At 75.7% G+C, this 25,842-nt stretch carries 25 protein-coding genes; 8 read left to right on the top strand and 17 right to left on the bottom strand.

The window, feature by feature from the left end:
• Window positions 1-2: 2 nt before the first annotated feature.
• The 7 genes from ACI8AB_RS14350 to ACI8AB_RS14380 all read right to left on the bottom strand — a co-directional run bounded on the left by ACI8AB_RS14350 (window position 3) and on the right by ACI8AB_RS14380 (window position 6,021).
• Window positions 3-722, bottom strand: a complete 720-nt coding sequence (locus ACI8AB_RS14350) for a GltB/FmdC/FwdC-like GXGXG domain-containing protein (RefSeq protein WP_456950652.1) — start codon at window positions 720-722, stop codon at window positions 3-5.
• A complete protein-coding gene (locus ACI8AB_RS14355) occupies window positions 710-1,603 on the bottom strand; it encodes a hypothetical protein (RefSeq protein ID WP_456950653.1) in 894 nt (297 codons plus the stop codon). The genes ACI8AB_RS14350 and ACI8AB_RS14355 overlap by 13 nt, the downstream gene beginning before the upstream one ends.
• Before the next feature lie 32 nt (window positions 1,604-1,635).
• On the bottom strand, window positions 1,636-2,994 hold the full coding sequence (glnT, locus tag ACI8AB_RS14360; RefSeq protein WP_387986493.1) for a type III glutamate--ammonia ligase: 1,359 nt from the start codon (window positions 2,992-2,994) through the stop codon (window positions 1,636-1,638).
• Between the two features lie 206 nt (window positions 2,995-3,200).
• Window positions 3,201-4,163 (bottom strand): heme-dependent oxidative N-demethylase family protein, encoded by a 963-nt coding sequence (locus ACI8AB_RS14365; protein ID WP_456950671.1) that lies wholly within the window; start codon window positions 4,161-4,163, stop codon window positions 3,201-3,203.
• Window positions 4,164-4,168: 5 nt separating this feature from the next.
• Window positions 4,169-5,149, bottom strand: a complete 981-nt coding sequence (locus ACI8AB_RS14370) for a PDR/VanB family oxidoreductase (protein ID WP_456950654.1) — start codon at window positions 5,147-5,149, stop codon at window positions 4,169-4,171.
• Complete coding sequence (locus tag ACI8AB_RS14375) at window positions 5,146-5,607, bottom strand: dimethylamine monooxygenase subunit DmmA family protein (RefSeq protein ID WP_456902253.1); 462 nt, start codon at window positions 5,605-5,607, stop codon at window positions 5,146-5,148. The genes ACI8AB_RS14370 and ACI8AB_RS14375 overlap by 4 nt, the downstream gene beginning before the upstream one ends.
• 57 nt (window positions 5,608-5,664) lie before the next feature.
• Window positions 5,665-6,021, bottom strand: a complete 357-nt coding sequence (locus ACI8AB_RS14380; RefSeq protein WP_456902252.1) for a cupin domain-containing protein — start codon at window positions 6,019-6,021, stop codon at window positions 5,665-5,667.
• A gap of 132 nt (window positions 6,022-6,153) precedes the next feature.
• Between ACI8AB_RS14380 and ACI8AB_RS14385 the strand changes: the two genes are divergently transcribed.
• Entirely contained in the window at window positions 6,154-6,768 is a 615-nt protein-coding gene (locus ACI8AB_RS14385) for a helix-turn-helix domain-containing protein (RefSeq protein ID WP_387986507.1), read from the top strand.
• Between the two features lie 71 nt (window positions 6,769-6,839).
• Here ACI8AB_RS14385 and ACI8AB_RS14390 read toward each other — a convergent pair whose 3' ends face one another.
• A complete protein-coding gene (locus tag ACI8AB_RS14390; protein WP_456950655.1) occupies window positions 6,840-8,201 on the bottom strand; it encodes an ammonium transporter in 1,362 nt (453 codons plus the stop codon).
• Window positions 8,202-8,424: 223 nt separating this feature from the next.
• Entirely contained in the window at window positions 8,425-9,498 is a 1,074-nt protein-coding gene (gene ychF, locus ACI8AB_RS14395) for a redox-regulated ATPase YchF (protein ID WP_456950656.1), read from the bottom strand.
• 111 nt (window positions 9,499-9,609) lie between these two features.
• Here ychF and ACI8AB_RS14400 point away from each other — a divergent pair, with 111 nt between their 5' ends.
• Both ACI8AB_RS14400 and ACI8AB_RS14405 read left to right on the top strand, forming a co-directional pair.
• A complete protein-coding gene (locus ACI8AB_RS14400; protein ID WP_456950657.1) occupies window positions 9,610-11,139 on the top strand; it encodes a flavin-containing monooxygenase in 1,530 nt (509 codons plus the stop codon).
• Window positions 11,140-11,191: 52 nt separating this feature from the next.
• The gene (locus tag ACI8AB_RS14405) at window positions 11,192-12,232 is read left to right on the top strand and encodes an alpha/beta fold hydrolase (protein ID WP_456950658.1); all 1,041 of its coding nucleotides are present in this window, start codon (window positions 11,192-11,194) and stop codon (window positions 12,230-12,232) included.
• Window positions 12,233-12,239: 7 nt separating this feature from the next.
• On the opposite strand, the gene ACI8AB_RS14410 is transcribed toward ACI8AB_RS14405, so the two are convergent.
• From ACI8AB_RS14410 to ACI8AB_RS14420, 3 genes are all read right to left on the bottom strand, one after another.
• Window positions 12,240-13,637: a TonB-dependent receptor gene (locus ACI8AB_RS14410; RefSeq protein WP_387986522.1), complete on the bottom strand. Its 1,398-nt coding sequence runs from the start codon at window positions 13,635-13,637 to the stop codon at window positions 12,240-12,242.
• Between the two features lie 109 nt (window positions 13,638-13,746).
• The gene (locus ACI8AB_RS14415) at window positions 13,747-14,922 is read right to left on the bottom strand and encodes a DUF222 domain-containing protein (protein ID WP_456950659.1); all 1,176 of its coding nucleotides are present in this window, start codon (window positions 14,920-14,922) and stop codon (window positions 13,747-13,749) included.
• A 60-nt stretch (window positions 14,923-14,982) separates the two neighbouring features.
• Window positions 14,983-16,182, bottom strand: a complete 1,200-nt coding sequence (locus ACI8AB_RS14420; protein ID WP_456950660.1) for an MFS transporter — start codon at window positions 16,180-16,182, stop codon at window positions 14,983-14,985.
• A 57-nt stretch (window positions 16,183-16,239) separates the two neighbouring features.
• Here ACI8AB_RS14420 and ACI8AB_RS14425 point away from each other — a divergent pair, with 57 nt between their 5' ends.
• On the top strand, window positions 16,240-17,193 hold the full coding sequence (locus ACI8AB_RS14425) for a helix-turn-helix domain-containing protein (RefSeq protein WP_456950661.1): 954 nt from the start codon (window positions 16,240-16,242) through the stop codon (window positions 17,191-17,193).
• 7 nt (window positions 17,194-17,200) lie between these two features.
• On the opposite strand, the gene ACI8AB_RS14430 is transcribed toward ACI8AB_RS14425, so the two are convergent.
• From ACI8AB_RS14430 to ACI8AB_RS14450, 5 genes are all read right to left on the bottom strand, one after another.
• Window positions 17,201-17,836 carry a response regulator gene (locus tag ACI8AB_RS14430; RefSeq protein WP_456950662.1) on the bottom strand — a complete coding sequence of 212 codons (636 nt, stop codon included), beginning with the start codon at window positions 17,834-17,836 and terminating at the stop codon, window positions 17,201-17,203.
• Window positions 17,833-19,068 (bottom strand): sensor histidine kinase, encoded by a 1,236-nt coding sequence (locus tag ACI8AB_RS14435; protein ID WP_456950663.1) that lies wholly within the window; start codon window positions 19,066-19,068, stop codon window positions 17,833-17,835. The genes ACI8AB_RS14430 and ACI8AB_RS14435 overlap by 4 nt, the downstream gene beginning before the upstream one ends.
• Window positions 19,065-19,895 carry an ABC transporter permease gene (locus ACI8AB_RS14440; protein ID WP_456950664.1) on the bottom strand — a complete coding sequence of 277 codons (831 nt, stop codon included), beginning with the start codon at window positions 19,893-19,895 and terminating at the stop codon, window positions 19,065-19,067. The genes ACI8AB_RS14435 and ACI8AB_RS14440 overlap by 4 nt, the downstream gene beginning before the upstream one ends.
• Window positions 19,892-20,797, bottom strand: coding sequence for an ABC transporter ATP-binding protein (locus ACI8AB_RS14445; RefSeq protein ID WP_456950665.1), 906 nt, complete (start codon window positions 20,795-20,797; stop codon window positions 19,892-19,894). Before ACI8AB_RS14445 ends, ACI8AB_RS14440 begins: the two co-directional genes overlap by 4 nt.
• 90 nt (window positions 20,798-20,887) lie before the next feature.
• The gene (locus tag ACI8AB_RS14450; RefSeq protein ID WP_456950666.1) at window positions 20,888-21,490 is read right to left on the bottom strand and encodes a hypothetical protein; all 603 of its coding nucleotides are present in this window, start codon (window positions 21,488-21,490) and stop codon (window positions 20,888-20,890) included.
• Between the two features lie 102 nt (window positions 21,491-21,592).
• Between ACI8AB_RS14450 and ACI8AB_RS14455 the strand changes: the two genes are divergently transcribed.
• The 4 genes from ACI8AB_RS14455 to ACI8AB_RS14470 all read left to right on the top strand — a co-directional run bounded on the left by ACI8AB_RS14455 (window position 21,593) and on the right by ACI8AB_RS14470 (window position 25,767).
• Entirely contained in the window at window positions 21,593-23,077 is a 1,485-nt protein-coding gene (locus tag ACI8AB_RS14455; protein WP_387986544.1) for an AlkA N-terminal domain-containing protein, read from the top strand.
• Window positions 23,074-23,610 (top strand): methylated-DNA--[protein]-cysteine S-methyltransferase, encoded by a 537-nt coding sequence (locus ACI8AB_RS14460; RefSeq protein ID WP_456902242.1) that lies wholly within the window; start codon window positions 23,074-23,076, stop codon window positions 23,608-23,610. The genes ACI8AB_RS14455 and ACI8AB_RS14460 overlap by 4 nt, the downstream gene beginning before the upstream one ends.
• Window positions 23,611-23,724: 114 nt before the next feature.
• Complete coding sequence (locus ACI8AB_RS14465) at window positions 23,725-24,828, top strand: DNA recombination protein RmuC (protein WP_456950667.1); 1,104 nt, start codon at window positions 23,725-23,727, stop codon at window positions 24,826-24,828.
• A gap of 204 nt (window positions 24,829-25,032) precedes the next feature.
• Complete coding sequence (locus ACI8AB_RS14470; RefSeq protein WP_456950668.1) at window positions 25,033-25,767, top strand: DUF6542 domain-containing protein; 735 nt, start codon at window positions 25,033-25,035, stop codon at window positions 25,765-25,767.
• Window positions 25,768-25,842: the final 75 nt, after the last annotated feature.

The following is a 25,842-nucleotide window of genomic DNA, read 5'->3' on the forward strand; positions in this document are numbered from 1 at the left end:
CCTCAGTACGCCGAGGCGTTGTCGACGTGGAAGTTGTAGAGACGGCGGGCCGAGCCGTAGCGCCGGAAGTCCCGGGGGTCGGCGTCGATGCCGGCCGCGGAAAGGAGGCCGGTGAGCTCGGCCAGGTGCTCGGGTCGAACCTCCTTCTCCACGCAGTCCGCGCCGAGGCTCCTGACCGATCCGGCGACGTAGATCCGGGCCTCGTAGAGGGAGTCGCCGAGCGCGTCGCCGGCGTCGCCGCACACGACCAGCCGACCGGCCTGTCCCATGAAGGCGCTCATGTGCCCGACGTCGCCGCCGACGACGATGTCCACGCCCTTCATCGAGATCCCGCAGCGGGCCGACGCGGAGCCCTCGACGACCAGCAGACCGCCGTGCGCCGTCGCCCCGGCCGACTGGGAGGCGTTGCCGCGGACCCGCACCGTGCCGCTCATCATGTTCTCGGCGACCCCGATCCCGGCGTTGCCCTCGACGGTCACCGTCGCCAGCTGGTTCATCCCGGCGCAGTAGTAGCCGACGTGTCCCTCGATGCGGACGTCGACCGCCGCGTCGAGCCCGACGGCGATGTTGTGCCGCCCGGCGGGTGAGGTGACCCGCCACGCGGACGCCTTGTCCGCGACGTCCGGGGCGTGCAGGGCCGCGTTGAGCTCGCGCACGCCGGTGAGGGACAGGTCGACGACGGCGGGCTCCACCGTGACGTCGGTCGTGCTCAGCGCTGCCATGCGTAGACCTCTTCCGGCTCGGGCTCGAAGATGCGGGCGGCCTCGACGCCGGGCAGGCCGGCCAGGGCGCGGTACTCCGACGCCATGGCGACCCACTGCGGGGTCTCGGCGACGACGGCGGGCTTGCAGGCGATGGCGTCGCGGACGACGGCGAAGCTGTCGCGGGTGCTGACCAGCAGCGTGTAGAAGCCGTCGAAGCGCTCGCACAGCAGCTTCAGCGACTTCTCCAGGTCGTAGCCGGCGGCCAGCTGGGCGGCGACGAAGCGGGCGCCGACCTCGGAGTCGTTGTCGCTGTCGAAGACCGCGCCGGCGGCCCGCAGCTCGCGGCGGATGGTGGCGTGGTTGGCGAAGGAGCCGTTGTGCACCAGGCACTGGTCGGTCCCGACGGAGAAGGGGTGGCAGTGCGCGGGGGTGACCGCCGACTCCGTGGCCATCCGGGTGTGCGCCACGCCCTGCCAGCCCTGCGCCGCCGCCAGGCCGAACTCGGCGGCCAGGGCCTGCGGGTGCCCCACCCCCTTGAGGACGGCGACCTCCTCGCCGGCGCCGATGACCACCGCGCCCGGGACGGTCTCGCGGACGGCGGCGGTGAGGGTGCCGGGGTCGGTCGCCGCGTGGACGACGAGCGTCTGGCCGGCGTCCACCACCCCGGCCTCGGGGAGGACGCCGCGCACGGCGGCGGCGACGTCGTCGGCGGTCCGGTCGCCGGTGAGCAGCGAGACCGACGCCTCGCCGACCGGGGACCAGCGCGGGTCGCCGTAGACGGCGACGCCGGCGGAGTCCGGGCCGCGCTCGGTGACCTGGCAGAGCATGCCGGTCAGCAGCTCGCCCAGCCGGGGGTACAGGGAGGGCTCCCGCAGGTGGAGCCCGACGATCCCGCACATCGCAGGACGGTTCCTCTCGTCGGTCGGTCGGGTCAGAACGCGGTCACGTAGCGGTCGACCTCCCAGGGGGTCACCTGCCCGTGCCACTCGAAGAACTCCTCGCGCTTGAGGCCGGCGAAGTACTCGCAGACCCCGGGCCCGGCCGCGTCCAGGGCCGCGGCGACCACCGGGTCGGCCTGCAGCGCCTCGACCGCGTGCAGCAGCGTCGGCGGCAGCGGGCTGCTGGTGGTGGCGCCGGGGTCGCCGGGGTCCAGGCCGCGGCGCACCCCGTCGAGGCCGGCGGCCAGCGCCGCCGCCGCGGCGAGGTAGGGGTTGGCCGAGCCGTCACCGCCGCGCAGCTCCACGCGGTTGCCGTCGGGGACGCGCAGCAGGTGGGTGCGGTCGTTGCCGCCGTAGGACGCCGTGCGCGGGGACCAGGTCGCGCCGGACCGGGTGGAGCTGGCGCCGGTGCGCTTGTAGGCGTTCACCGTCGGGGCGAGCACCGCCTGCAGGCCGCAGGCGTGCTCGATCAGACCGGCCACGAAGGAGTACGCCAGCGGGGAGAGACCCAGGCCGCGGGGGTCGGCGGGGTCCGGGAAGGCCGGCTCACCGTCCCGCCACAGCGACAGGTGCATGTGCAGCCCGCTGCCGGTCCGGTCGGTGAACGGCTTGCCCATGAAGGTCGCGGTCATGCCGCGCTGCTCGGCGAGCACCGACAGCAGGTAGCGCAGGGTGACCACCCGGTCGGCGGTGGTCAGGGCGTCGGAGTAGGCGAAGTTCTGCTCGAACTGGCCGTTGCCGTCCTCGTGGTCGTTGGCGTAGTTGCCCCAGCCCAGCGAGTTGATCGCCTTGGACACCTCGGTCAGGTGGTCGTACATGCGGGTCAGCCCGCGGGCGTCGTAGCAGGGCCGGGCCGCGGTGTCCTTCGGGTCGGCCGGCCGCAGGGCGCCGTCCGGGCCGCGCTCGACGAGGAAGTACTCGACCTCGGCACCGACCTTGAGCTCCAGGCCCAGCTCGGCGGCGCGGGCCAGCTGCGCCTTGAGCAGCACCCGGGGCGCGTACGGCCAGGGCCGGCCCTCCACGTGCGGGTCGCAGTGCACGATCGCCAGCCCCGGCCGGATGAAGGGCACCGGCATGTAGGACGACGGGTCGGGGACGGCCATCAGGTCGGGGTCCCTCGGCTCCTGCCCCATCGCGCCGACCGCGTAGCCGGCGAAACCCACGCCCTCGGTCTCCAGCTCCTCGACCGCCTCGACCGGCACCAGCTTGGCGCAGGGCTTGCCGGTGAGGTCGACGAACAGCGCCATGACGAACTCGATCCCGTCGGCGCGGGCGCGGCGCGCCAGCTCTCCTCCGGTGGGCAGCTCGACGGGCGCCGGCGGGGCCTCGGGGCGGGTGGCGGTGAGCGACACGGGTCCTCCCGGGTGGTCGAGGTGTTCGGTGTTCACTGCCGTGAACCTCTGTCGCCCCAGAGTGAACAGGCTGCGTGTTTCCGCGACGTGACCGTCCGGGGAGATCCCTGTTTCCTCCTGTCCCCGGGCACCGGGCACCCGGGCCACACGGCGGCGGCCCGCCGTCCCCGGGGAGGACGGCGGGCCGCCGGGCGTGCCCGTGCCGGTCAGCCGCCGGCCAGCCAGGCGGCCGCGGCGTGCCGGTAGCGCTCGATGCCCTTGTAGGCGGCCATGTCGTCGGGCAGCTCGGTGAGCACGGCGGCCGTCCTCCGCCGCCACTCGGGGACGGCCGCGAGCTCGCGGAGGGACAGCAGGTGGGTGCGGATGAGGAAGCAGACCGCGTTCGAGACGCCCAGGCGCAGCAGGTGCTGCACCTCCACCCGCAGGTGCAGCCGGTCGGGCAGCGCTGGGTCGTCGACCACGAGTCGCCTCTCCCGGCCCCACTCCGGGTAGGTCTCCGTGGAGGTGTCCAGGCGCCGGTCCACGGTCATCGTCCAGTTGGTCCGGCGGTAGGCGTCGCCGGGCTGCAGGCGCATGAGGAACTGCTCGGCGCGGGCGACCACGCCGGTCTCGTGGACCCGCGGCACCGGCCCGTGGACCTCCAGGAAGCGCATGCCGACGTCGAACCCCAGCGACCAGTCGGCGGCGAAGGTGACCAGCCCGGCGTCGGCCCACAGCGAGCCCTCGCGCTGGTCGAGCAGGACGACGTCCTCCTGCACCTGGCTGCCGAGGAAGGCCAGCGGACCGCCGGGCAGCGAGTCGTCGTCACCGAGGACGAAGGACGACGACGTCCCGAGCAGGTCGTTGCGCCAGTGCCACCGGTCGCCGCGCCGGTGCAGCGCCATCACGTCGGGACGGGTGGCCGCGAGCTCCGCCAGCAGCGTGGCCAGCGCGTCCCAGGCGGCGACGCGCATGTGCGGCAGCTGGGCGCAGCGGGAGGGATCGGCGGCCAGCACGTCCCGGCGGACCGCGAGCTCGAGCGCGTAGTCGTCGTCGACGTCGATCACGTGCTCGCCCCAGGTGCCCGCGGCGGTCCCCACCGGGCGGCGGGCCGGCTCGACGTTGGTGGCGTAGCGGTAGGCGTCGGCCGGGAAGGGGAACGGGAAGCGGGAGACCCGTGGCGGCAGCATCGTGGTCACAGGTCCAGCTCCAGGTCGTCGTCGAGGCTGCGCGAGACGCAGCACACGACCGCGTCGCCGGCGGCGCGCTCGGTCTCGGACAGGTACAGGTCGCGGTGCAGCGGCCGGCCGGAGACGACCGGGACACGGCACTCGCCGCACACGCCCTGGCGGCACATGCTCGGGACGGCGACGCCGGCGCCCTCCAGCGCCGCGAGCAGGCTGACGCCGGCGGGCACCGGCACCCGGACGCCGGAGCGGGCCAGGTGCGCGGTGAACGGCTCCCCCGGGTCGAGGTCGGCGGCGGAGAACCGCTCGGCGTGCACGCGCGCGGGCGGCCACCCCAGCTCGGTCGCCGTCCGCTCGACGAACTCGAGGAGCGGCGCGGGGCCGCACACGTACACGTGCGTGCCGATCGGCCGGTCGGCGAGCACCGCGGCGACGGCGTCGAGCATCGCCGGCGTGGACTCGTGCACGGCGAGGCGGTCCCCGCACAGGGCCGCCAGCTCCTCGCGGTGCGCATCCGCACCCGGCCGGTGGCCGTAGACCAGCTCGAACGAGCGCCTCCAGCGGACCGCGGCCCGGGCGTGGGACAGCATCGGGGTGATCCCGATGCCCCCGGCGACCAGCACGTGGTGCCGCGCGCTGGCGACCGGGGCGAAGGCACTGTGCGGCCGGGAGACGGCCACCCGGTCGCCGACGGCGAGACCGTGCACGAACGCGGAGCCGCCCCGGCCGTCGGGGCACAGCAGCACCGAGATCCGGTACTCCTGGCCCGGCGCGCCGTCCCCGGTGAGCGAGTAGGCGTTGCGCCGCTCCCCGCAGGTGAGCACCACGTGGCTCCCGGGCGCATACCCCGGGAGGAGGGCGTCGTCCGGGTGGCGCAGGACGAGCGTCCGGATGCCGGGTGCGGCATCGGCGACGGCGGCGACCTCGAGCTGCAGCGGCGGGGCCTCCCCCGGTGCCGCCGTCGGCGGCGCGGGCAGGACGGCGGTCACGCGACCTCCTCCGCGTCGGCCATGAAGCCCAGGTAGGCGCCGGTGCGCCGGGCGACGTGCGCGTACACGTGCAGCCGGCGGGCACAGCCCCGGCAGGGCACCTCGGCGCCGACCGGGACCTCTGCCTCGGTGGTGACCCGACAGTGCGCGCAGTGCACGCGCTTGCGGTCCGCGCCGGTGACCGCCGCGCGGATCTCCGCGTCGAGGAGCCCGAGGCCGGTGGCGACCGCGCGGGCGGCGAGGACGTCGACCTCGGGCCCGGAGAGCATGAGCCGCCAGCCGACCCGGGCTGCGCGCACCTGGCCGGCGAGGGCCGCCAGCGTCGCGTCGTCGGCCCGCTCGGCGACGAGGCTCCAGACCACCCGTCCGGCCGGCGTGGCGGCGAGCCAGTCCGCGACGATCTCCCGCCCGCGGTCCCCGAAACCCAGCACGGAGACGGTGCGGCCGGCGGGGTCCACCGGCGGCACGCTCGCCGGCCAGCGCGGGACGCTCGTGTGTTCGGCTCCCACGGCCGGTCAGGGGGCGAAGGAGCGGTGGCCGGTGTAGAAGCCGAGCGCGCGGTCCGGCGTCTCGAAGCGGATCCGCGAGCCGGCGGGGAAGAACAGGACGTCCTTCGGCCGCGCGACGACCTGCTGACCGGAGTCGAGGTCGGTGAGGTGGAACTCGCCCTCGACGACGACCTTCATCTCGTCGTAGGTGTACTCGTAGTCGAGCGGCGCGCCGGCGAAGAGCTCGAAGAAGCCGCTGCAGATCGCCGCCCCGCCGGGGTTGGCGAAGACGTCACCGATGTGGGCGCGCACCCCCTCGACCTCCATGCTGGGCAGCCCCAGCGAGCCTCCGGTGACGTGGCCGATGGTGCCGGTGACGGGCACGGGTCCTCCCCGAGGGTCGTCCACTGATGGGAAACGGAGGCTACGAGCGGTGGACCCTCCTTCGGGTTACCCGTCCGTTACGTTCTCGTCGCCGGGCGGTTCGGACGAGCGCACGCGACCTAGGCTCGCCGGGTGGAGGTCTCCCCCGGTCCCGGCGCGCACGACGACGCGCCGAGCGGTCATCTCGAGGACGTCATCGCGCTGCGCGTGCGGGAGTTCCGGCTCGCCCAAGGCATCTCGCTGGCGGAACTGGCCCGACTGACCGGCATGAGCAAGGCCATGCTGTCCAAGATCGAGAACGCGCAGACCTCCTGCAGCCTGTCCAGCCTCGCCCGCCTCGCCGAGGCGCTCGCCGTGCCGGTCACCGCACTGTTCCGGGGCATCGACGCCGAGCGGGAGGCCGTCTTCACACCCGCCGGACACGGATCGCAGATCGTCCGCCGCGGCAGCAACGTCGGCCACCTCTACCAGCTGCTGGGGTCCCTGCGGGGCGAGCACAAGCGGCTGGAGCCGCTCCTGGTCACCCTCACCGAGGCCAGCGAGGTGTTCCCCCTGTTCCAGCACCCGGGGACGGAGTTCCTGCACATGCTGGAGGGGGTCCTGGTCTACGGGCACGGCGAGGCGCGGTACGAGATGCGCGCCGGGGACTCCCTCGTCTTCGACGGCGAGGGGCCGCACGGCCCGGTCGAGCTCGTCGAGCTGCCGGTCCGCTTCCTCAGCGTCACGGCCTACGGCCACCTGACCTGATCCCTCCTCACCCCGGACACGCGGGAGGCCGGTCCCGCGGCGCGGGACCGGCCTCCGTCGTCCGTGGACGGTCAGTGCGGCGTGCCGCTCCCGGTGCGCGGGGCCGGCGCGGAGCCCGCGACCAGCCGCTCGGCCGAGGCGACGACGGCCTCGGGGGTCGGGCCGCTCCCCGGGGTGTGCACGGCGCCCTCGAGGTCGTAGGCGACCTCGGCGTGCTCGGTCAGGTCGGGACCGGCGAGCTCGCCCTCCTTCGACACCCGCAGGCCCACCGTGTGCTTGACGACCAGGGCGATCAGCAGGCTGACGACGAAGGAGTAGGCGACGACCGCCACGACGGCGACGGCCTGCGTGCCGAGGAGCCCCAGCCCCCCGCCGTAGAACAGGCCGGCCCGACCACTGGGCGCCTCGGCGGAGCCGAACAGGCCGACCAGCAGGGTGCCGACGACGCCGCCGACGAGGTGGACGCCGACCACGTCCAGGGCGTCGTCGTAGCCGAAGCGGTACTTCAGCGCGATGGCCAGCGGGCAGACCGCACCGGCGATGGCCCCGACGGCCAGGGCGCCGAGCGGCGTGACGGCGCCGCAGGCCGGGGTGATGGCCACCAGCCCGGCGATGGCGCCGGACATCCCGCCGAGGGTGGTGGCGTGACCGTCGCGCAGCCGCTCCACCAGGAGCCAGGCGAGGATCGCCGCGCAGGTGGCGTTGAACGTCGTCAGCATGACGACCGAGGCGCTGTTGCCCGCGGCCAGGGCCGACCCGCCGTTGAAGCCGAACCACCCGAACCACAGGATCCCGGCGCCGAGGGCGACGAAGGGCAGGTTGTTCGGCCGGGCCTGCCGGGGCCAGCCGGTGCGCTTGCCGACCACGAGCACCAGGGCGAGGGCGGCCACGCCCGCGTTGATGTGGACGGCCGTGCCGCCGGCGAAGTCCACGGCGCCGAGCGTGTTGGCGATCCAGCCGCCCTGGACGCCGCCGTCGGCGGAGTCGAAGGCGAACACCCAGTGCGCGACGGGGAAGTAGACCAGCGCCGCCCAGAGCCCGGTGAACAGCAGCCACGGGCCGAACCGGACGCGGTCGGACACCGCGCCGGCGATGAGGGCGGTCGTGATGACGGCGAACAGGGCCTGGAACACCGCCACCAGGGCCGGCGGCAGGGCGGCCGCCTCGTCTCCGGCCACGAGGTCACCGAGACCGAGGTGCTCGGTGACGTCCCCCAGCAGGCCCAGGCTCCCGTAGCTGTTCCCGAAGACCGCGGAGAAGCCGAAGAGGGTCCACAGGACGCCGACGACCGCGACGGCTCCGAACACCATCATGATCATGTTCAGGACCGAGCGGGACCCGACCATGCCGCCGTAGAAGAGCGCGAGGCCCGGGACCATGAGCGCGACCGCCATCGTGGCCGCGAGGATGAATGCAGTGCTGCCGACGTCCACGGCACACCTTTCGTCTACTGACAGTGGTCACTGTTCGGCAGCAGTAGACGGCTCGCGTGTTGCCCCCGCGGTCCCCGCAGGTGACTTCCGTGTGACATGGGGGGCGTCCGGTCGGCCGGGGCCGGGACCGGCGCGGCCGCCCACCCGACCCTCGGACGACCGCAGGGACCGGACGAGTGGACCGCAGACCGGGCGGCGCACCGACCAGGACGGACGTACCGGGTCAGACGTTGAAGCGGAACTCCACGACGTCGCCGTCCTGCATCACGTAGTCCTTGCCCTCGATGCGGACCCAGCCGCGGGAGCGGGCCTCGGTCATGGAGCCCGCCTCCATGAGCTGGTCGTAGGAGACGACCTCGGCCTTGATGAAGCCGCGCTGGAAGTCGGTGTGGATGACGCCGGCGGCCTGCGGGGCGGTGGCGCCGACCGGGATGGTCCAGGCGCGCGCCTCCTTCGGGCCCGCCGTCAGGTAGGTCTGCAGGCCGAGGGTGCGGAAGCCGACCTTCGCCAGCTGGTCCAGGCCCGGCTCGCTCTGCCCGATCGACTCCAGCAGCTCGGCGGCCTCCTCGGCGGGCAGCTCGGCGAGCTCGGCCTCGGTCTTGGCGTCGAGCAGGATCGCCTCGGCCGGCGCGACCAGCGCCCGCAGCTCGGCGATCAGCTCCTCGTTGGCCAGCTCGTCGGCGTCGACGTTGAAGACGTAGAGGAACGGCTTGGTCGTCAGCAGCGTCAGCTCGCGCAGCGGCGCGGGGTCCACCCCGGCGGCGAAGAGCGTCTTCCCCGTGTTCAGGACCTCGACGGCGGACTGCGCCGCCGACAGCAGCGCCGCCCGCTCCTTGTCCTTGCGCGACTCCTTCTCCAGCCGCGGGATGGCCTTCTCCAGCGTCTGCAGGTCGGCGAGGACGAGCTCGGTGTTGATCGTCTCGATGTCGTCGGCCGGGTCGACCTTGCCCTCGACGTGCACGACGTCGGGGTCGCTGAACACGCGGATCACCTGGCAGATCGCGTCGCTCTCGCGGATGTTGGCGAGGAACTTGTTGCCCAGCCCCTGCCCCTCGCTGGCGCCGCGCACGATGCCGGCGATGTCCACGAACGACACCGTCGCCGGGACGACCTTCTGCGAGTCGAACAGCTCGCCCAGCTTCCCCAGCCGCTCGTCGGGCACGCCGACGACGCCGACGTTCGGCTCGATGGTGGCGAAGGGGTAGTTGGCCGCCAGGACGTCGTTCTTGGTCAGCGCGTTGAACAGCGTCGACTTGCCGACGTTGGGCAGCCCGACGATCCCGATGGTGAGACTCACGGGAGTCCAGCCTACGGGTCCGCCCGGAGCGCGGACGACGAGCGGCGGGTCCCTGCCGGCTCGGGTGGAACACGTGCGACGCTCGTCACACCACCGAGACCAGGAGGTCCCGTGACCCTGACGACGACGTCACGCCACGCCACCGCCACCGGCCCGCTGCCCGCGCACACCCGCGTGGCGATCGTGGGCAGCGGCTTCTCCGGCATCGGCACCGCCGTCGCCCTGCAACGCGCCGGCATCGACGACTTCGTCGTCCTCGAGCGCGCCGACAGCCTGGGCGGCACCTGGCGCGACAACGAGTACCCGGGCGCCGCCTGCGACGTCCCCAGCCACCTCTACTCGTTCTCGTTCGCGCCCAAGCGGGACTGGTCGCACGTCTACTCGCGGCAGCCGGAGATCCGCGCCTACCTGGAGGACGTCGCCGCCCGGCACGGCGTGCTGCCGCACCTGCACTGCGACACGGACGTCGTCTCCGGCCGGTGGGACGACGACGCGCTGGTCTGGCACCTGGAGACCTCGCGCGGCCGCCTCACCGCCGACGTCCTGGTGAGCGGTGCCGGCGGTCTGGTCGAGCCGCACCTGCCCGACGTCCCGGGCACCGGGACGTTCCAGGGCCCGGCGTTCCACTCCGCCCGCTGGGACCACTCGGTCGACCTGGCGGGCAAGCGGGTCGCCGTCGTCGGCACCGGCGCCTCGGCCGCGCAGTTCGTGCCGGAGCTGCAGAAGACGGCGGCCGAGGTGGTCGTGTTCCAGCGGACGCCGCCGTGGGTGGTGCCGCGGCAGGACCGCCCCTACACCGAGCGCGAGCACCGGCTGTGGGCACGCGTCCCGGCGCTGCTCCGGCTGGCCCGGGGCGGGCAGTACCTGGCGCGGGAGGCCCGCCTCGGCATGTGGACCGGCAGCGGCCGGCTGCGCGGCTTCGTCACCAGGCAGGCGCTCGCGTTCCTCGAGCAGCAGGTGCCCGACCCCGAGCTGCGCGCCAAGCTGACGCCCGACTACGCCATCGGCTGCAAGCGGGTGATCGTCAGCGACGACTACCTGCGGTCGCTCACGCAGCCGAACGTCGAGGTGGTCGCCTCGCCGGTGGCGGAGGTCCGCCCGCACGCGGTGGTCGACGCCGACGGCACCGAGCACGAGGTCGACGTCGTCGTGTACGGCACCGGCTTCCGCGCCATGGACATCCCGCTCGGGCACCGGCTGGTCGGCCGCGGGGGTCGGACCCTGCGCGAGGAGTGGGACCGCGACGGCGCCCGCGCACACCGCGGCACCACCGTCGCCGGCTTCCCCAACCTGTTCCTGCTGCTCGGGCCGAACACCGCGCTCGGCCACACCTCCGTCGTCCTGATGATCGAGGCGCAGATCGGCTACGTCGTCGCGGCGCTGGAGCGGATGCGGGAGACCGGCGCCGGCGCGCTGGAGGTCCGCCGCTCGGCGCAGGACGCCTACGACGCCCGGATGCAGGCCGAGCTCACCGACACCGTGTGGAACGCCGGCGGCTGCCGCTCCTGGTACCGCGACGAGCAGGGCCGCAACTTCACCCTGTGGCCGACGCACACGTACACGTTCATGCGGGAGATGCAGCGGTTCGACGCCGACGCGTACGAGCTGCGCGCGGCCCCCCGCGTCCCCGTCCCCGCCTGACCTCGTCCCCGCCCGACCTCGCCGCCGCCCGACCCTGGAGCCCCCGACCCCCATGCGCACCTCCACCGCCGCCGCCGGTCTCGCCGTCCTCGCCGCCGGGGCCGTCGTCGCCCGCCGCCGCGCCGCCCGTCCCGCCGTCGCCCAGGCCCCTGCCCCCGAGCCGGCACCCCCGCTGCGCGGCCGCGTCCGGACCGTGACCACCGAGGACGGCGTCGACCTGCACGTCGAGGAGTTCGGCCCCGAGCGGCCGACGGCGACCGTGGTCCTCGCGCACGGCTACGTGCAGTCCTCGCGGCTGTGGGCCGGCCAGGTCCGCGACCTGCTGGAGGCCCGCCCGGACCTGCGGGTGGTCACCTACGACCACCGCGGCCACGGCGCCTCCGGCCCGACGCCGCGGGAGCGCGCCACCATCGAGCAGCTCGGCCGCGACCTGGCCGAGGTGCTCGACGCGGTCGCCCCGGACGGGCCGGTCGTGCTCGGCGGCCACTCGATGGGCGGCATGACGCTCATGGCGCTGGCCGAGCAGCGGCCCGAGCTGTTCGGCAACCGCGTCGCCGGCGTCGCGTTCGTGGGCACCAGCTCCGGCGGGCTGGACGCGGTCACCTGGGGGCTGCCCGGGCCGGTGGCGAAGGTCGTCAAGCGGGCGCTGCCGGTGCTCAACGAGCGGGCGGTCCGGGCCGAGCAGGCCGGCAAGCCGCGCGCGGTCGGCAGGGCCGACATGTGGCTGATCTTCAGCGGCGCGGCCGACCCGGCGGACCTGCAGGCGGCGATGGAGGTGCACCGCGCCTGCTCGGCCGAGACGGTGGCCGCCTTCCTGCCCACCTTCTCCGACCACGACCGCGCCACGGCGCTCGAGGCGCTGGCGGAGGTCCCGACGCTGGTCGTCGTCGGCGACGCCGACCGGCTGTGCCCCGTCGAGCACAGCCGGACGCTCGCCGCGGCGCTGCCCACCGCCGAGCTCGCCGTCTACCCGGGCGCCGGGCACATGGTGCAGCTGGAGCGCCGTCCCGAGGTCAGCCGCCGGCTGCTCGCGCTCCTCGACCGGGCCCTCGCCACGGCCGCGGCGCCCGTGCTCGAGGAGCGCAGCGCCTGAGGAGGCCTCAGCGCGACCGGTCGTAGCCGAAGAAGCCGCGCTTCTTGATCAGCGCGGCCACCTCGGGCGGCACCATCGCCTCCCAGCCGGTGTCCTCGGTCGGGATCCGCCGGAGCACGTCCCGGCTGAGGATCGGCAGGTGGTCGGGCTTGTGGTCGAGCCCGACGAAGCTGCCGCGCCGGTTCAGGTAGTCGAACAGCGGCCGCAGCTGCTCGGCCACCTCGAGGGTGTCGACGGTGACCACCTGGCCGTCGCGCAGCATCGGGTAGACGAACAGCCGCAGGTCGTTCTTGAACAGCCGTCCGAAGCTCTCGAGGATGCCGCCGGGCAGCCCGGCGTGCCGGTCCTCGTCGAACAGCTCGAGGAGGCTGGGCAGCCCCATGACCATGCCGATCCGGCCGTCGGTGCGCCACGCCAGGTAGGCGGCGAGCCGGTGGTGGGCCAGGTAGTCCGAGATCAGCACCGGCAGGCCGCAGGCGGCGAGCAGGTCGGCCCGGGCGAGGAAGTCCCGCCGGTCGACGACGTCCCCGCCGGCGCGCAGGTTGGCCATGGTGAGCTCGGCGAGGACGAGCACCTCGCGCTCGGCGACCGCCGGGTCCCGCTCGAAGGCGGTGCGGGCCGCCTCGAGCATGTCGAGGTTGACCACCGTCGGCGGGCGGAAGCTGCCGCGCTCGACCAGGATCGCCTTCTTGCGCAGCGCCTCGCTGGGCTGCAGCACCTTCCGGTCGGGCCCGAACATGGCCGCGCCGGAGAGCCCGACCTGCACGAGCTTGAGCGCCATGACCCGGTTGTCGACCATCCGGAACTCGATGCCGCTCATCTCCAGCAGGTCGATCTCGATCCGGCCGGTGGTCAGCCGGTCGAGCAGGCTCTCCACCAGGCGGTCGGGCTCGTGGTGCTGGAAGAAGGCAGCGTGCAGCAGGTTCACGCCGACGATGCCGAGGGCTTCCTGCTGCTGCGGCGCCTCGTCGTCGAGCATCCGCACGTGGACGACGACCTGGCTGGGTTCGTCGCGCGGGTGGGCCTGGAACTTCACGCCCATCCAGCCGTGGCACTCGTTGCCGCCGCGGTAGCTGCGCGCGACGACGGTGTCGGCGAAGGCGAAGAACGACGTGTCGTCGCCGCGCTGGTCGCCGAGCCGGTCGACGTTGAGCTGGAACTCGCGGTCGAGCATCGCCTGCAGCCGGCCCTTGGAGACGTAGCGGTCGGCCTTGCCGTAGACGGCGTCGCTGACCGCCATGTCGTAGGCCGACATCGACTTGGCCACCGTGCCCGCCGCGCCGCCGGCGCGGAAGAACCACCGGGCGACCTCCTGCCCGGCCCCGATCTCGGCGATCGTGCCGTACCAGCGCAGGTCGAGGTTGATCTGCAGGGCCTTCTGCAGCGTGTCGACACCGGCGTCCATGGGGCACCTCCGGGTGCGGTCCGGGTGCTGCGCGAGCGTAGCCACCTGTGACCCACATCACCTCCCGTGACGTCGCCGCAGGCACCGCCGTCGATCCCCTGGGAGGCGGTCAGGCGGCGGGAGCGAGCAGGGGTGCCGTGGTGGTGATCTCGGTGCCGTCAGGCCGGTAGGTGCGCCATCGGCCGTCCGGTTGTCGTTCCACCCGGAAGCCGTGGTGGACCTCGGTGTGGTGGCGCTCGCAGAGCAGCGCCGAGTTCTCCAGCGAGGTGTCGCCGCCGTCGATCCAGTGGACCAGGTGGTGCACGTCGCACCACCACGTCGGTGCACCGCAGCCGGTGAACACGCACCCGCCGTCGCGCAACTCGGCCGCGCGGCGGATGTGGCGGCTCATCAGCCGCTGCTCCCGGCCCAGATCCAGCGGGGCGCCGTCAGGACCGAAGCCCACCCGGGACACCGCCCCGTCGCAGGCCAGCCAGCGGGCGCGGGCGGCGGAGACGGTGGCGCCGAAGCCCATCCGCCCGGCGTTCGGCCCGCCGCCCGGATCGACCAGGTCAGCCACGTCGATGACGACGGCGATCTGCGGCCTGTGGCCGCGCAGCTGCGGCAGCGTCCCGGACGCGAGGGCGTTGTCGGCGACCTGGACGAGGGCGTCGCCGAGGCGCTGGGCGCGGGTGCGCCCGTCTCCGGCGGGCCGGTCGGCCTGCACGTGCGCCTCCAGCGCGGTCTGCAGCCTCTCCCCGCCGACCGCGTCCAGGTGCCCGCGGAAGGACAGCGACCCGTCGGCGTGCCGGGACAGCATCAGCGACCGGCCCTCGGTGGGGTCGGGCTCCGGCCCGTCCGGGTCGAGGTCGTTGCAGTAGTGCTGCACCACCTGGACGAGGTCGGGGTGCGGCTGCTCGACCGCCACCCCGGTGAACACCGCGTCGACCACGGTCAGGTCCACGCCCTGCTCGCCAGCGGAGGCCAGCCGCTCCGGTGTCACCGCCCGCGCCGCGACGGCGACCTGCTCGGCGGACACCAGCCCCGCCTCGTGGGCCTCGGCCAGCGCCGGCAGGTGCTCCAGCGCCCGCCCGGTGCGCACCAGGCGCGACGCCTCCGTCGTCGACAGCCGGCAGTGCCCGCGCAGCCACGAGGCCATCGACGCCAGCCCGTCCCGCTCCGGCGCCTGGCACAGCTCCGCGGCGCGCACCGTACGGGCCGGCCGGGCGTCGATCCGGTTGCGCTCGGCGACCAGCGCGGCGACCGCGTCGAGGACGTCACCGCTCCCCGGCCCACCCGAACACATGATCGAAGTCTAATGGGCTCGACGACCGCCTGCACCCTGACTTCCCAGGTCAGACGCCTGTCAACAGATCCGCGCCCGCCATTGACAGTCGGCCGCCCGGCCGGCCACCCGCCGGAGCCCGGGTGTCAGTGCGAGGGACACGGCCAGCGACGCCGCCGCGAACACCGCCATCGCGGCCCCCGGCGGGACGGCGTCGCCCAGCACCCCGGCCAGCACCGCGAACACCCCCTGCCCGGTCATCCGCGTCGCGGACTCGACGCCGAGCACCTGGCCCCGCAGGCCGGGCGGCGTGAGGGCGACCAGCCACTCCTGCTGCGCGAGCGATGCGGCGTAGCCGGCCGAGGCGAGCGCCACCAGCACGACGGCGACCGGCACGGACGGCCCGAGCGCGAAGGCGAGGAACGGCGCGGCCAGCAGCAGCCGCAGCGCGGCGTTCGACCGCCGCCGGCCGGCCGGGCTCAGGAAGCGCCCGACCACCAGGTCGCCGGTCATCATGCCGACGGCGCCGGCCGCCAGCAGCCAGCCGCCCCGCTCCCCCGCGTACGGCACGAACAGCGCCTCGCAGCCGACGACCAGCCCGTTCGGGACGCACAGCGCCACGAGCAGCGTGCGCGTGTCCCGCCGTGCCAGCAGCAGGCGGTTGCCGCGCAGCGTCTCCGCCAGACCGATCCGCCCGCGCCGGCGCGGCGGCCGCTCGGCCAGCCCGAACCGGAGCACCGGCACGGCGGCGGCGGACACGACCGCGGCCACCACGAACACCTGCGTCGTCGTCAGGGCGGTGAGCAGCAGGCCGCCGGCCGCGAAGCCGACCACCTGGAAGGCGCCGCCCGCGACGTTCACCGTCGACCGGGCCAGCGGGAACGCCTCGGCGGGCACGAGCTCCGACAGCAGCCCCCAGCGCGCCCCCGACCCCACCGAGACCACGTACGCCGTGGCGACGACGAGCAGCAACCGCACCGCGGGGTCCAGGCCGGGCAGCGCCTGCAGACCCAGCGCCACGGTGGACAGCGCCCCGACGAGGACCAGCGTGCGCCGCGGCGGGCCGGCGTCCGCCGCCGACATGAGCGTCGTCGCGCCGAGGGCCTGCGCCACCGACGGGCCGGACACCGCCACCGCCGTGAGCAGCGCCGAGCCGGTCTGCCGGTGCACCAGCGTGGCCAGGGCCAGCGACGACGTCGTCGCGGCCGTCGTCGTCAGCGCGGTGCCGGTCCACAGCGCCCGGAACTCCGGGAGGGCGAACAGCGCCCGGTAGGTGAGCACGTCAGGACCGTGCGACGCGGGACGCCCCCGTCCCACACTTTCGCCTACGGTCGAAAGGTGGGTGAGTTCATCGTCGACGCCGACGTCATGGCGCGCGCCCGCTTCGGCACCTCGCAGCTCACCGAGACCCTCGCCGGGCTGCGGCTGCTGCTCTCCGAGCAGGTCCCGCCGTGGCACCGCCCCTGGCGCGACACCCACGCCGCCGGGCTGCGCGACCGCCTCGACGCCGACCCGGTCGGCGCCGCCCTGCTCCGCGCCGCGTTCGGCGCCACCTGGACCGCCGACTTCCTCACCGTGCCGCCCGCCGCGCCCGACCTCGCGCTCGACGAGGAGCTGGCCCCCCTCGAGTCGCTCGACGACGACGCCGTCCGCGCCGACCTCGAGGTGGCCACCGGACCGGTGCCACCCGCGCTGCACGGCACCGGCCTCGCCCGCACCGCCGCGGACCTGCTGCGCTGGACGTGGGAGCACACGATCCGCGACGAGTGGCCGCGGCGGCTCCGGGTGCTGCGCGCCGACGTCGTCGCGCGGACCGCCCGGCTGAGCCGCGAGGGCTGGTCGGGTGCGCTCGACGGCATCGCGCCCGGGGTCCGCTGGCTCCGGCACGGCCGGCTGCAGGTCAACGCGCACCCCTACCCGCCGCGCGACGTCCGCGGCCGCGACCTGCTGTTCATCGCCGCGCACAGCCGCGGCAGCTGGGTGAGCTGGCGGCTGCCGGACACCTACGCCGTCGTCTACCCGGTCACCGGCACCCTGGCGTCGGGCCCCGCCCCGCTGCCCGAGCCGCTGGTCCGCCTGCTCGGCCGCAACCGCGCCCGCGTCCTCACCGCGCTCGACGCGCCGCGCAGCACCAGCGCGCTGGTCGCCGGGACCGGCCTGCCGCTGGGCAGCGTCGGCGGGCACCTGCGGGTGCTGCTCGACGCCGGCCTGCTCGAGCGCCGCCGGTCGGGACGCGAGGTCCTCTACTGGCGCAGCGACGCCGGCGAGGCCCTCCTCGAGGCCGCCGGGTGACCCGCGTTCAGCCGGAGCCGGGGCCGGGGAGCAGGCCGCGCTCGACGGCGACCATCACCGCGCGGGTGCGGTCGTCGACGCCGAGCTTGGCGAACACCCGCAGCAGGTGGGTCTTCACCGTGGCCTCGCCGATGTACAGCTCGCGGCCGATCTCGGCGTTGGTCAGCCCGCGCGCCACCCCGGCGAGCACCTCGAGCTCCCGCGGCGTCGGCTCCTCCGCCGCGGGCGCCCGCATGCGGGAGACCAGCCGGGCGGCCACCGGCGGCGCGAGCACGGTCTCCCCGCGGGCGGCCGCCCGGACGGCGTCGGCCAGTTGCGGCAGCGGCGCGTCCTTGAGCAGGTAACCGGTCGCCCCGGCGGCGACGGCGCGCACGATGTCGGCGTCGGTGTCGTAGGTGGTCAGCACCAGCACCCGGACGCCGGGGTGCGTGACGGCCAGCCGCTCGATCGCGGTGACGCCGTCCATCCGCGGCATCCGCAGGTCCATGAGGACGACGTCGGGCCGCGTCGCGGCGACCTGCGCCAGGGCCTCCTGCCCGTCGCCGGCCTCCCCGACGACGTCGAGGTCGGGCTGCCCGGCCAGCCAGCCCACCAGCCCGCCGCGCACCACCGGGTGGTCGTCGACCACGAGCACGCGGATCACGGGCCGGGCACCCGCACGGTCACCCGGGTGCCCGAGCCCGGCGCCGAGGCGACGTCGACCTCGCCCCCGACCTGCGCCACCCTCCCGCGCAGGCCGTCGAGCCCGGACACCGCTACCGACGACGGGTCGAAGCCCACGCCGTCGTCCTCGACGTTCACCGACACCTGCCCGCCGACCCGCGCCAGCCGCAGCACCACAGCGGTGGCGTCCGCGTGCCGCCGGACGTTGGTCAGCGCCTCCTGCGCCCCGCGCAGCAGCACGACCTCCTCGTCGGTGCGCAGCCCGGTCCCCCCGTCCAGCGCCTGCGTGTCCACGCGCACCGGCAGCCCGGTCTCGCGGGCGAACCGGCCCGCGAGGTGCTCCAGCGCCTCCACCAGCGTCGAGCCGTCCAGCGCCACCGGCCGGAACGCCGCGACCACCGCCCGCGCCTCGGCCAGGTTGTCGCGGGCGACCTCCTCGATCACCGCCAGCCGCTCGCGGGCGGCGCCGGGGTCGGAGGAGACGAGCGCCGCCGCGGTCTGGGACAGCACCACGATCGACGTGTAGCCCTGCGCCAGGGTGTCGTGCACCTCCTGCGCCAGCCGCTCCCGCTCGGCCAGCACCCCGCGCTCGCGCTCGGCGGCCGCGAGCTCCGACCGGGTCGCCTCCAGCTGCGCGATCAGCGACGCGCGCTCGGCGCTCTCGTGCAGCACCCGGCTGATCCAGACGCCCAGCGCCAGGCTGAAGCCGATGCCGATGCCGGTCTCGAGCAGCACGTCGGCGGCGCTGCGGTCCGAGGCCGCGCCCAGCACCGGGCCGGCCGCGCTGGCCAGCCCGAGCAGCAGGGTCCAGGTGACGCCGGTGAGGGTGCCCTGGACGGCGAACCAGACCTGGGGGTAGGCGAGGAAGAGCAGGAACAGCAGCCCCGGTGCCACCCAGCCGAGCAGGGCGAACGCGGTGACCAGCACGAGCAGGTAGGCCACCGCCCGCCGCCGCGCTCCCCGGCCGATCGCGGGGACGCCGAGGACGGCGTACGCGACGGCCAGCCCACCCAGCACCGCCAGCGCCGCCGCGCGCCGGTCGTCGTCGACGGCGTCCCCGGCGGTCGCGGACACCACGGCGAGGCCCCACACGACGGTGGAGATCACGTGCACGCCGGTGACGGTGGCCCGCCAGCCGCGCTCGGGCAGCGGCTCGCCGCCGTCGTCCCGCGGGGGGACGACGGCGGCGGCCAGGCGGCGGGTCAGGCTCACGCGGCCCGGCGCCAGCGGAAGGTCCGGGCGCACACCACGGCACCGATGATCACCCACGCGGCCAGCACCAGGGCAGTGGTCCCGTGCTCCCAGCTGCCGGCCTGCTCGGCGACGGCGGCGGAGTCGGGCAGGAACACCGACCGCATGCCCTGCACCATCCACTTGAGCGGGAACAGCGCCGCGACCTGGTCCATCCAGGCCGGCAGGTCCGAGCCGATGAAGAAGACGCCGGAGATGAACTGCAGGACGACGGCGAAGGCGGGGATCCCGGCGCCGGCCGACCGCGAGCTGCCGATGAACGAGGCCACCGCGAGGCCGAGGACGGTGCCGGCCAGGATGCCCAGGACGACGACCCAGGCGAAGGTCAGCCACCGCGAGGCCTCGGTGGGCAGCGGGACGTCGTAGGCGTAGGCGGCCACCACCAGCAGCAGGGCCAGCTGGACGACGGTCGTGATCACGACCTGGCCGGCCTTGCCGATCGCGTAGGCCAGCGCGGGCGTCCCGAGCGTCTGCAGCCGGGCGAGGTCGCCGCGGTCGCGTTCCTCGGTGACCGCGGTGCCCACGGCCTGGAAGCTGGTCAGCATGACGCCGGTCGCGGCGATCCCGGCGAGGAAGTACTGCCGGAAGCCGACCCCCGGCACGACGACCTCGTCGCCGAACACCGACCCGAAGATCACCAGCATGATCACCGGGTAGGCGAAGGAGAAGACCACCTGCCCGGGGTCGCGGGCGAACAGCCGCAGCTCCAGGCCGATGCGGGCCAGCCCGATGGCGCCGGCCGAGGGCGGGGCGGGACGGGTGGCACGGGTGGTGCGGACGGCGGTCATCGGTCCTGCTCCTCCGGGGTGGCGACCATCCGGAGGTAGACGTCCTCCAGGCCGGGACGGGTGACGGTCAGGCCGGGGACCTCGCCGGTCGGCGAGGCCGCGACCAGGTCGCGCAGCAGGGCGGCCGGCTCCGGTGTGGTGACCTCGCGGAGCTTCCCGCCCTCCAGCCAGCGGACGGTGGCCACCCGCCGCAGCTCGGCGCCGAGCTCGTCGGGCCGGGCGACGTCGACCAGCCGGCCGGCGGTGATGACGCCGACCCGGGTGGCCAGGTGCGCGGCCTCGTCGAGGTAGTGGGTGGTGAGCAGGACGGTGGTGCCGCGGTCCCGCAGACCCTCGACCAGCGTCCAGAACGAGCGCCGGGCCACCGGGTCCATCCCGGTGGTGGGCTCGTCGAGGAACAGCAGCTCCGGGCGCCCCTGCACGCCGAGCGCCACCTCCAGCCGGCGCCGCTGGCCGCCGGAGAGCCGGTCCACCCGGGTCCGGGCGGACCCGGTCAGCCCGACGTCGTCCAGCAGCTCCCCGGTCGGCACCGGCGTCGCGTGGTAGCGGGCGAAGTGCTCGAGGGTCTCCCGCACGGTGAGCGCGTTGCCGCCGCCGGTGCTCTGGCCGACGACGCCGGTCCGGTCGCGCCAGGCCCGGCCGGCGCGGGCCGGGTCCTGCCCCAGGACGGCGACGTCGCCGCCGTCGCGGCGCCGCACGCCCTCCAGGATCTCGACGGTCGTCGTCTTGCCCGCGCCGTTGGGTCCGAGCAGGGCGAACACCTCACCGCGCCGGACCTCGAGGTCGAGGTCGTCGACCACCGTCCGGTCGCCGTACCGCTTGACCAGTCCGCGCACGCGGACCGCCGTGTCGTCGTCGTGCGCCGCGGCCGTGCCGGCCGGGGCGGGGGAGGTCGCTGTCACGACCCGAGCCTGTCGCCGCGCACCGGCAGCCGGGACGGCCTCGCGGTGGGTCCTGCGTCCACCGGTCGGTGGACGGCCGGGGTCCCCCGGTCAGGTCCCGGTGCCGAGCACCGGCCGCCCGGCCAGGGCGCCGACCACCTCGACGGCGTCGTCCCACCAGCGCTCGTAGTGGTACGGGTCGGCGTTGCGCTGGGTGCGGTGTGCGGCGATCGTCGGCGGCAGCGCCTGCCAGCCCGGGACCTGCTGCAGCGCCAGGAAGAAGTTGGTGGCGCTGGTGGTGGGGTCCATCCGGTCCTCGTAGGAGCCCCAGGCGCCGTTGTCGCGCTGCTGGAACAGCCCCCGGGAGTCGGGCCCGGCGGCGTCGCCGCGGTCCAGCACCAGCAGCGAGGACTCCCCCATCGCCGTCATGACCCCGATGACCTGCGCGCAGGTGTCCAGGCCCAGCACCGCGGCCGCGTTCACGATCGCCGCGGCGTTGGCCAGCTGCTCCCCGCCGTACCCGGCGACCGGCCCGCCCGGCACGGCGGCCGGGTCGACCCGCACCCCGGGCCCGGCGGCCGCGCAGTCCGCCGACCGCGGCGGCGGCGTCGTCACCTGGCGCACCACGAGGAACGCCGCCAGCAGCACCAGGACGCCGACGACGAGGGCCGCCACCTGCTGCTGCCGGGGCGGGGCGGCCTCCGGCGTCTGCACACACCGGCCAACGGACGGCGGGCCGCGGAGGTCCCCGGAGGGTCCACGGCCGCGTCCGGAAACCGCCGGTCCCCGGCTCCGAGCGGTGCCATGCTCGGGATCGTGCTCTCCCCCCTCGACGCCGAACGCTGCTACCGCGCGGTCGCCAGCCGCGACGCCCGGTTCGACGGCTGGTTCTTCACCGCGGTGCGCACCACCGGCATCTACTGCCGCCCCTCGTGCCCGGCGCGCACGCCGGCGGCCGCCAACGTCTCCTTCTTCGGCACCGCCGCCGGCGCCCAGGCCGCGGGCTACCGCGCCTGCCGCCGCTGCCGGCCCGACGCCGTCCCCGGCTCGCCCGAGTGGGACGTGCGCGCCGACGTCGTCGCCCGCGCCATGCGGCTGATCGCCGACGGCGAGGTCGAGCGCACCGGCGTGCCCGGGCTGGCCGCCCGGCTCGGCTACTCCGAGCGGCAGGTGCACCGCCTGCTGGTCGGCGAGCTCGGCGTCGGCCCGCTGGCGGTGGCCCGCGCGCAGCGCGCGCAGACCGCCCGGGTGCTGGTCGAGACCACCGACCTGCCGATGGCCGACGTCGCCTTCGCCGCCGGGTTCGCCAGCATCCGGCAGTTCAACGACACCGTCCGCGAGGTCTTCGCCTGCACCCCGACCGAGCTGCGCGGCCGCCGTCCGGGCACGGTCGGCGGGACACCGGGCTGGCTGACCCTGCGGCTGGCCGCCCGCGCCCCGTTCGACGCCGCCGAGGTGCTGCACTTCCTCGGCGCGCACGCGGTCCCGGGCCTGGAGGAGTGGGACGGGACGACGTTCTCCCGCGTCCTCGACCTGCCCGCCGGTCCCGGCGTCGTCCGGCTGTCCCCCGCCGCCGACGGCGGCGCCGCGGTGACCGCCCGGCTGCTGCTCACCGACCTGCGGGACCTGCGCGCCGCCGTCCCCCGCTGCCGGCGGCTGCTGGACCTCGACGCCGACCCCGCCGCCGTCGACGAGGTCCTCGGCGCCGATCCGGCGCTGGCCCCGCTGGTCGCCGTCGCGCCCGGCCGCCGGGTGCCCGCCTCCCCCGACGCCCCGGAGGCGGCGGCGCGGGCGGTGCTCGGCCAGCAGGTGTCGGTCGCCGGCGCCCGCACGCTCACCGCGCGGGTGCTGACGCTGGCCGGGACGCCGCTGGCCGAGCCGGTCGGCACCCTCACGCACGCCTTCCCGCGGCCGGAGGCCCTGGCCGACGCCGACCTGTCCGCCGTCGGCCTGACCGGGGCCCGCCGCCGCACGCTGGGCGGCCTGGCCGCCGCGCTCGCCGACGGGCGGGTGGTCCTCGACCCCGGCTGCGACCGCGAGGCGGCCGCCCGCGACCTGCTGGCGCTGCCCGGCATCGGGCCGTGGACGGCGGCGCTGGTGGTGATGCGCGGCCTCGGCGACCCCGACGTGTGGCTGCCCGGTGACCTCGCGCTGCGCCGCGCCCTCGCCGCCCTCGGCAGCTCCGACGCCGAGGCCGCCGGGCGCTGGCGGCCGTGGCGCTCGTACGCCGCGGTGCACCTCTGGGCGCTCGCGGCGCCCACACTGTTCACCCGCTCCCCCGCCGATCGGAGTGCGTCATGACCCCGTCCGCCCGCTACGCGACCGTGGCCACCCCACCCGGTCCCTTCACCGTCGTCGTCACACCCGGGCCCGACGGCGGCGACGTCGTCCTGGCCGCCGGCTGGACCGGCGACGTCGCCGAGCTGCTGCCCGTCGTGCACCGCGCGCTGCGGCCCACCTGGGTCGAGCGGGTGGAGCACCTGCCGGTCCTCGACGTCGTGGAGGCGCACGCCGCCGGCGACGTGGGCGCGATCGACACCGTCCCCGTCCGGCAGCGCTCCGGGCCGTTCCTCGAGGACGCCTGGGAGGTGCTGCGGACCGTGCCGCCGGGGCAGCCGGACACCTACGCCGAGTTCGCCGCCCGCTGCGGCCGTCCCTCGGCGGTGCGGGCCGCGGCCAACGCGTGCGCCCGCAACGCCGCCGCGCTGTTCGTCCCGTGCCACCGGGTGCTCGGCTCCGACGGCGGGCTGGGCGGCTTCCGCTGGGGCACGCCGGTCAAGCGCTGGCTGCTCGACCACGAGGCGGCACACGCCCCGGTCCCCGTCGACGCCTGAAGTGAGGACCCCCCTGCCCCCGCAGGCTCGCGGCGGGACCCTGCCGGGGGCCACGGGGGGTGGGACGGGGCCGCCTCCCGGGAGTTGTCGGCCGGGTGTTGCACCCTGCTGTCCGTGGACGCTGCCTCCCTCCTGCTCGGTCTGCTCCTCGGGGTGCTGCTGGGGGCAGCCGTGACCCTCGGGGTGGTCGCGCTGCTGGCCCGCCGCCGCCCCGCCGAGGCCGGGCTGGACCCGCTGCACGAGTCGCTGGACCACCTGCACCGGCTGCTCGCCGGCATGGAACAGGCCCGGGCCACCGCGCACGGCGAGCTGCGCGAGCAGATGGGCACCGTCGGGCAGACCAGTGCGATGCTGCGCCAGGAGACCGCGGCGCTGGTCACCGCGCTGCGCACGCCGCACGTCCGTGGCCGCTGGGGCGAGATCCAGCTGCGCCGGGTGGTCGAGGTGGCCGGCCTGCTCGAGCACTGCGACTTCGTCGAGCAGCCGTCGTCGACCAACGACGAGGGCGCCGGCGTCCGGCCCGACCTCGTGGTCACCCTCGCCGACGGCCGGCAGGTCGTCGTCGACGCGAAGGTCCCCTTCACCGGCTACATCGAGGCCACCCAGGCGACCGAGGAGACCGTGCGGGTGCAGCGGGTCGCCGCGCACGCCCGGCAGCTGCGCGCGCACGTCGACGCCCTCGCCCAGCGCCGCTACCCCACCGCGTTCCGCCCGGCCGCGCCGTTCACCGTGCTGTTCGTCCCCTCCGACGGGTTCCTCACCACCGCCCTGGAGGCCGAGCCCGGCCTGCTCGAGTACGGCTTCGGCCGCGACGTCGTCATCGCCACCCCGAGCACGCTGCTCGCGCTGCTGCGCACGGTGGCGCACTCCTGGCGGCAGGAGCGCCTGGCCCGCGACGCCGACCAGGTCATCGAGACCGGCCGCCGGCTGCACGCCCGGCTCACCACGCTCTCCGGCCACCTCACCCGCCTCGGCTCGGCGCTCGGCTCGACCCTGACCCGCTACAACGAGACGGTCGGCTCCTACGAGCGCTCCGTGCTCGCCGCCGCGCGCCGCTTCGACGACCTCGGCGTCGGCGAGACGCCGGTGCCCGTCCCGGCGGAGGTCGAGGCGGTGGTCCGGCAGCTGCGGCCGGCCGCGGAGGACCTGCCCCTCCCCGACGACGCCGACGACGACGCTGCTCCCCCGCTGCGCTGGCGGCTGCCCGAGGGGCGCTGAGCGTCCTCCCCGCGGGTCGTCCCGCCCGGCCCGGGCGACACGCCCGTCACACCCACCCCGCGGCTCACCCAGAGTTGCCAAATCGACAGGCCGACCTGTCGCGCGTCGAGCCCGGCAACTCCCCCTGCCGGCGGCTCCCCGTCGCTACCGTGAGGACCGACAGCGGCCCGGAGGGGCCAGGACGTCCGGACCGGGAGGTACGCCATGGCCTCGGCGAGCACTGCCGACACCTGGCGGGACAGCGGGGTGGGTGCGCAGCGCCCCTACGCCGGCCCGCGCGCGGGGCGTCCCGACGCCACCGGCCCGGACCGCTCGCTGCGCATGGGCCTCCCGCCGGTGCCGCCGCCCCCGCCGCGCGGCCGCCCCGGCGACCGTGGCGCCGGCCGCGGCGCCGTCCCGGCGCGCCCGCCCGTCGAGGCCCGGCCCGTGGCCCGCCCTCCGGCCGCGCGTCCGGCTCAGCAGCGCACCCCCCACCCGGGCGTCCACCCGCTCGCCGAGCGTCCCGAGCCCGCGACGCCGCCCCGCGCCCACGGCACCCGTGCCGCCGCGCGCGCGGCCGGGCGGGCCGCCGAGGAGCCGACCCAGGGGAGCCGGATGCGCGGCCTGCTCGTCGTCCTCGGCGTCTTCGTCATCACCCTCGCCGGGGGCGCCGTCGACTCGTTCCTCGGCACGGGCCTGGGCACGCTGACCCTCGTCACGCTGGTCGCGGCCGCCGCCGTCGGCACGCTGCTGGTGCGCCGCCGCGACCTGCTCTCGGTCGTCGTCGCGCCGCCGCTGGTGTTCGTCGCGGTCGCGCTGGTCAACATCGGCCTGGCGCCGTCGGCGACGTTCAGCCTGCCGACGCTCGCGACGGTGCTCATCCGCGGCTTCCCCACGATGGCCGTCGCCACCGCCGTGGCCCTGGTCCTGGCGATCGTCCGCTGGGCCGCCCGGCACTAGACGCCTCCCGGGACGCAGCGAGCCCCTCCCGGCCGGGAGGGGCTCGCTGGGTCCCGGGGTCCTAGGCGAAGGGCC

This window comes from Geodermatophilus sp. SYSU D00698 (assembly GCF_054050335.1).

Bases quoted from the DNA above. Each gene is read 5' to 3' on its own strand.
- ACI8AB_RS14350 (WP_456950652.1), bottom strand. From the start codon at position 722: ATGGCAGCGCTGAGCACGACCGACGTCACGGTGGAGCCCGCCGTCGTC.
- ACI8AB_RS14355 (WP_456950653.1), bottom strand. From the start codon at position 1,603: ATGTGCGGGATCGTCGGGCTCCACCTGCGGGAGCCCTCCCTGTACCCC.
- ACI8AB_RS14365 (WP_456950671.1), bottom strand. From the start codon at position 4,163: ATGCTGCCGCCACGGGTCTCCCGCTTCCCGTTCCCCTTCCCGGCCGAC.
- ACI8AB_RS14405 (WP_456950658.1), top strand. From the start codon at position 11,192: ATGCGCACCTCCACCGCCGCCGCCGGTCTCGCCGTCCTCGCCGCCGGG.
- ACI8AB_RS14410 (WP_387986522.1), bottom strand. From the start codon at position 13,637: ATGGACGCCGGTGTCGACACGCTGCAGAAGGCCCTGCAGATCAACCTC.
- ACI8AB_RS14415 (WP_456950659.1), bottom strand. From the start codon at position 14,922: ATGTGTTCGGGTGGGCCGGGGAGCGGTGACGTCCTCGACGCGGTCGCC.
- ACI8AB_RS14440 (WP_456950664.1), bottom strand. From the start codon at position 19,895: ATGACCGCCGTCCGCACCACCCGTGCCACCCGTCCCGCCCCGCCCTCG.
- ACI8AB_RS14460 (WP_456902242.1), top strand. From the start codon at position 23,074: ATGACCCCGTCCGCCCGCTACGCGACCGTGGCCACCCCACCCGGTCCC.
- ACI8AB_RS14470 (WP_456950668.1), top strand. From the start codon at position 25,033: ATGGCCTCGGCGAGCACTGCCGACACCTGGCGGGACAGCGGGGTGGGT.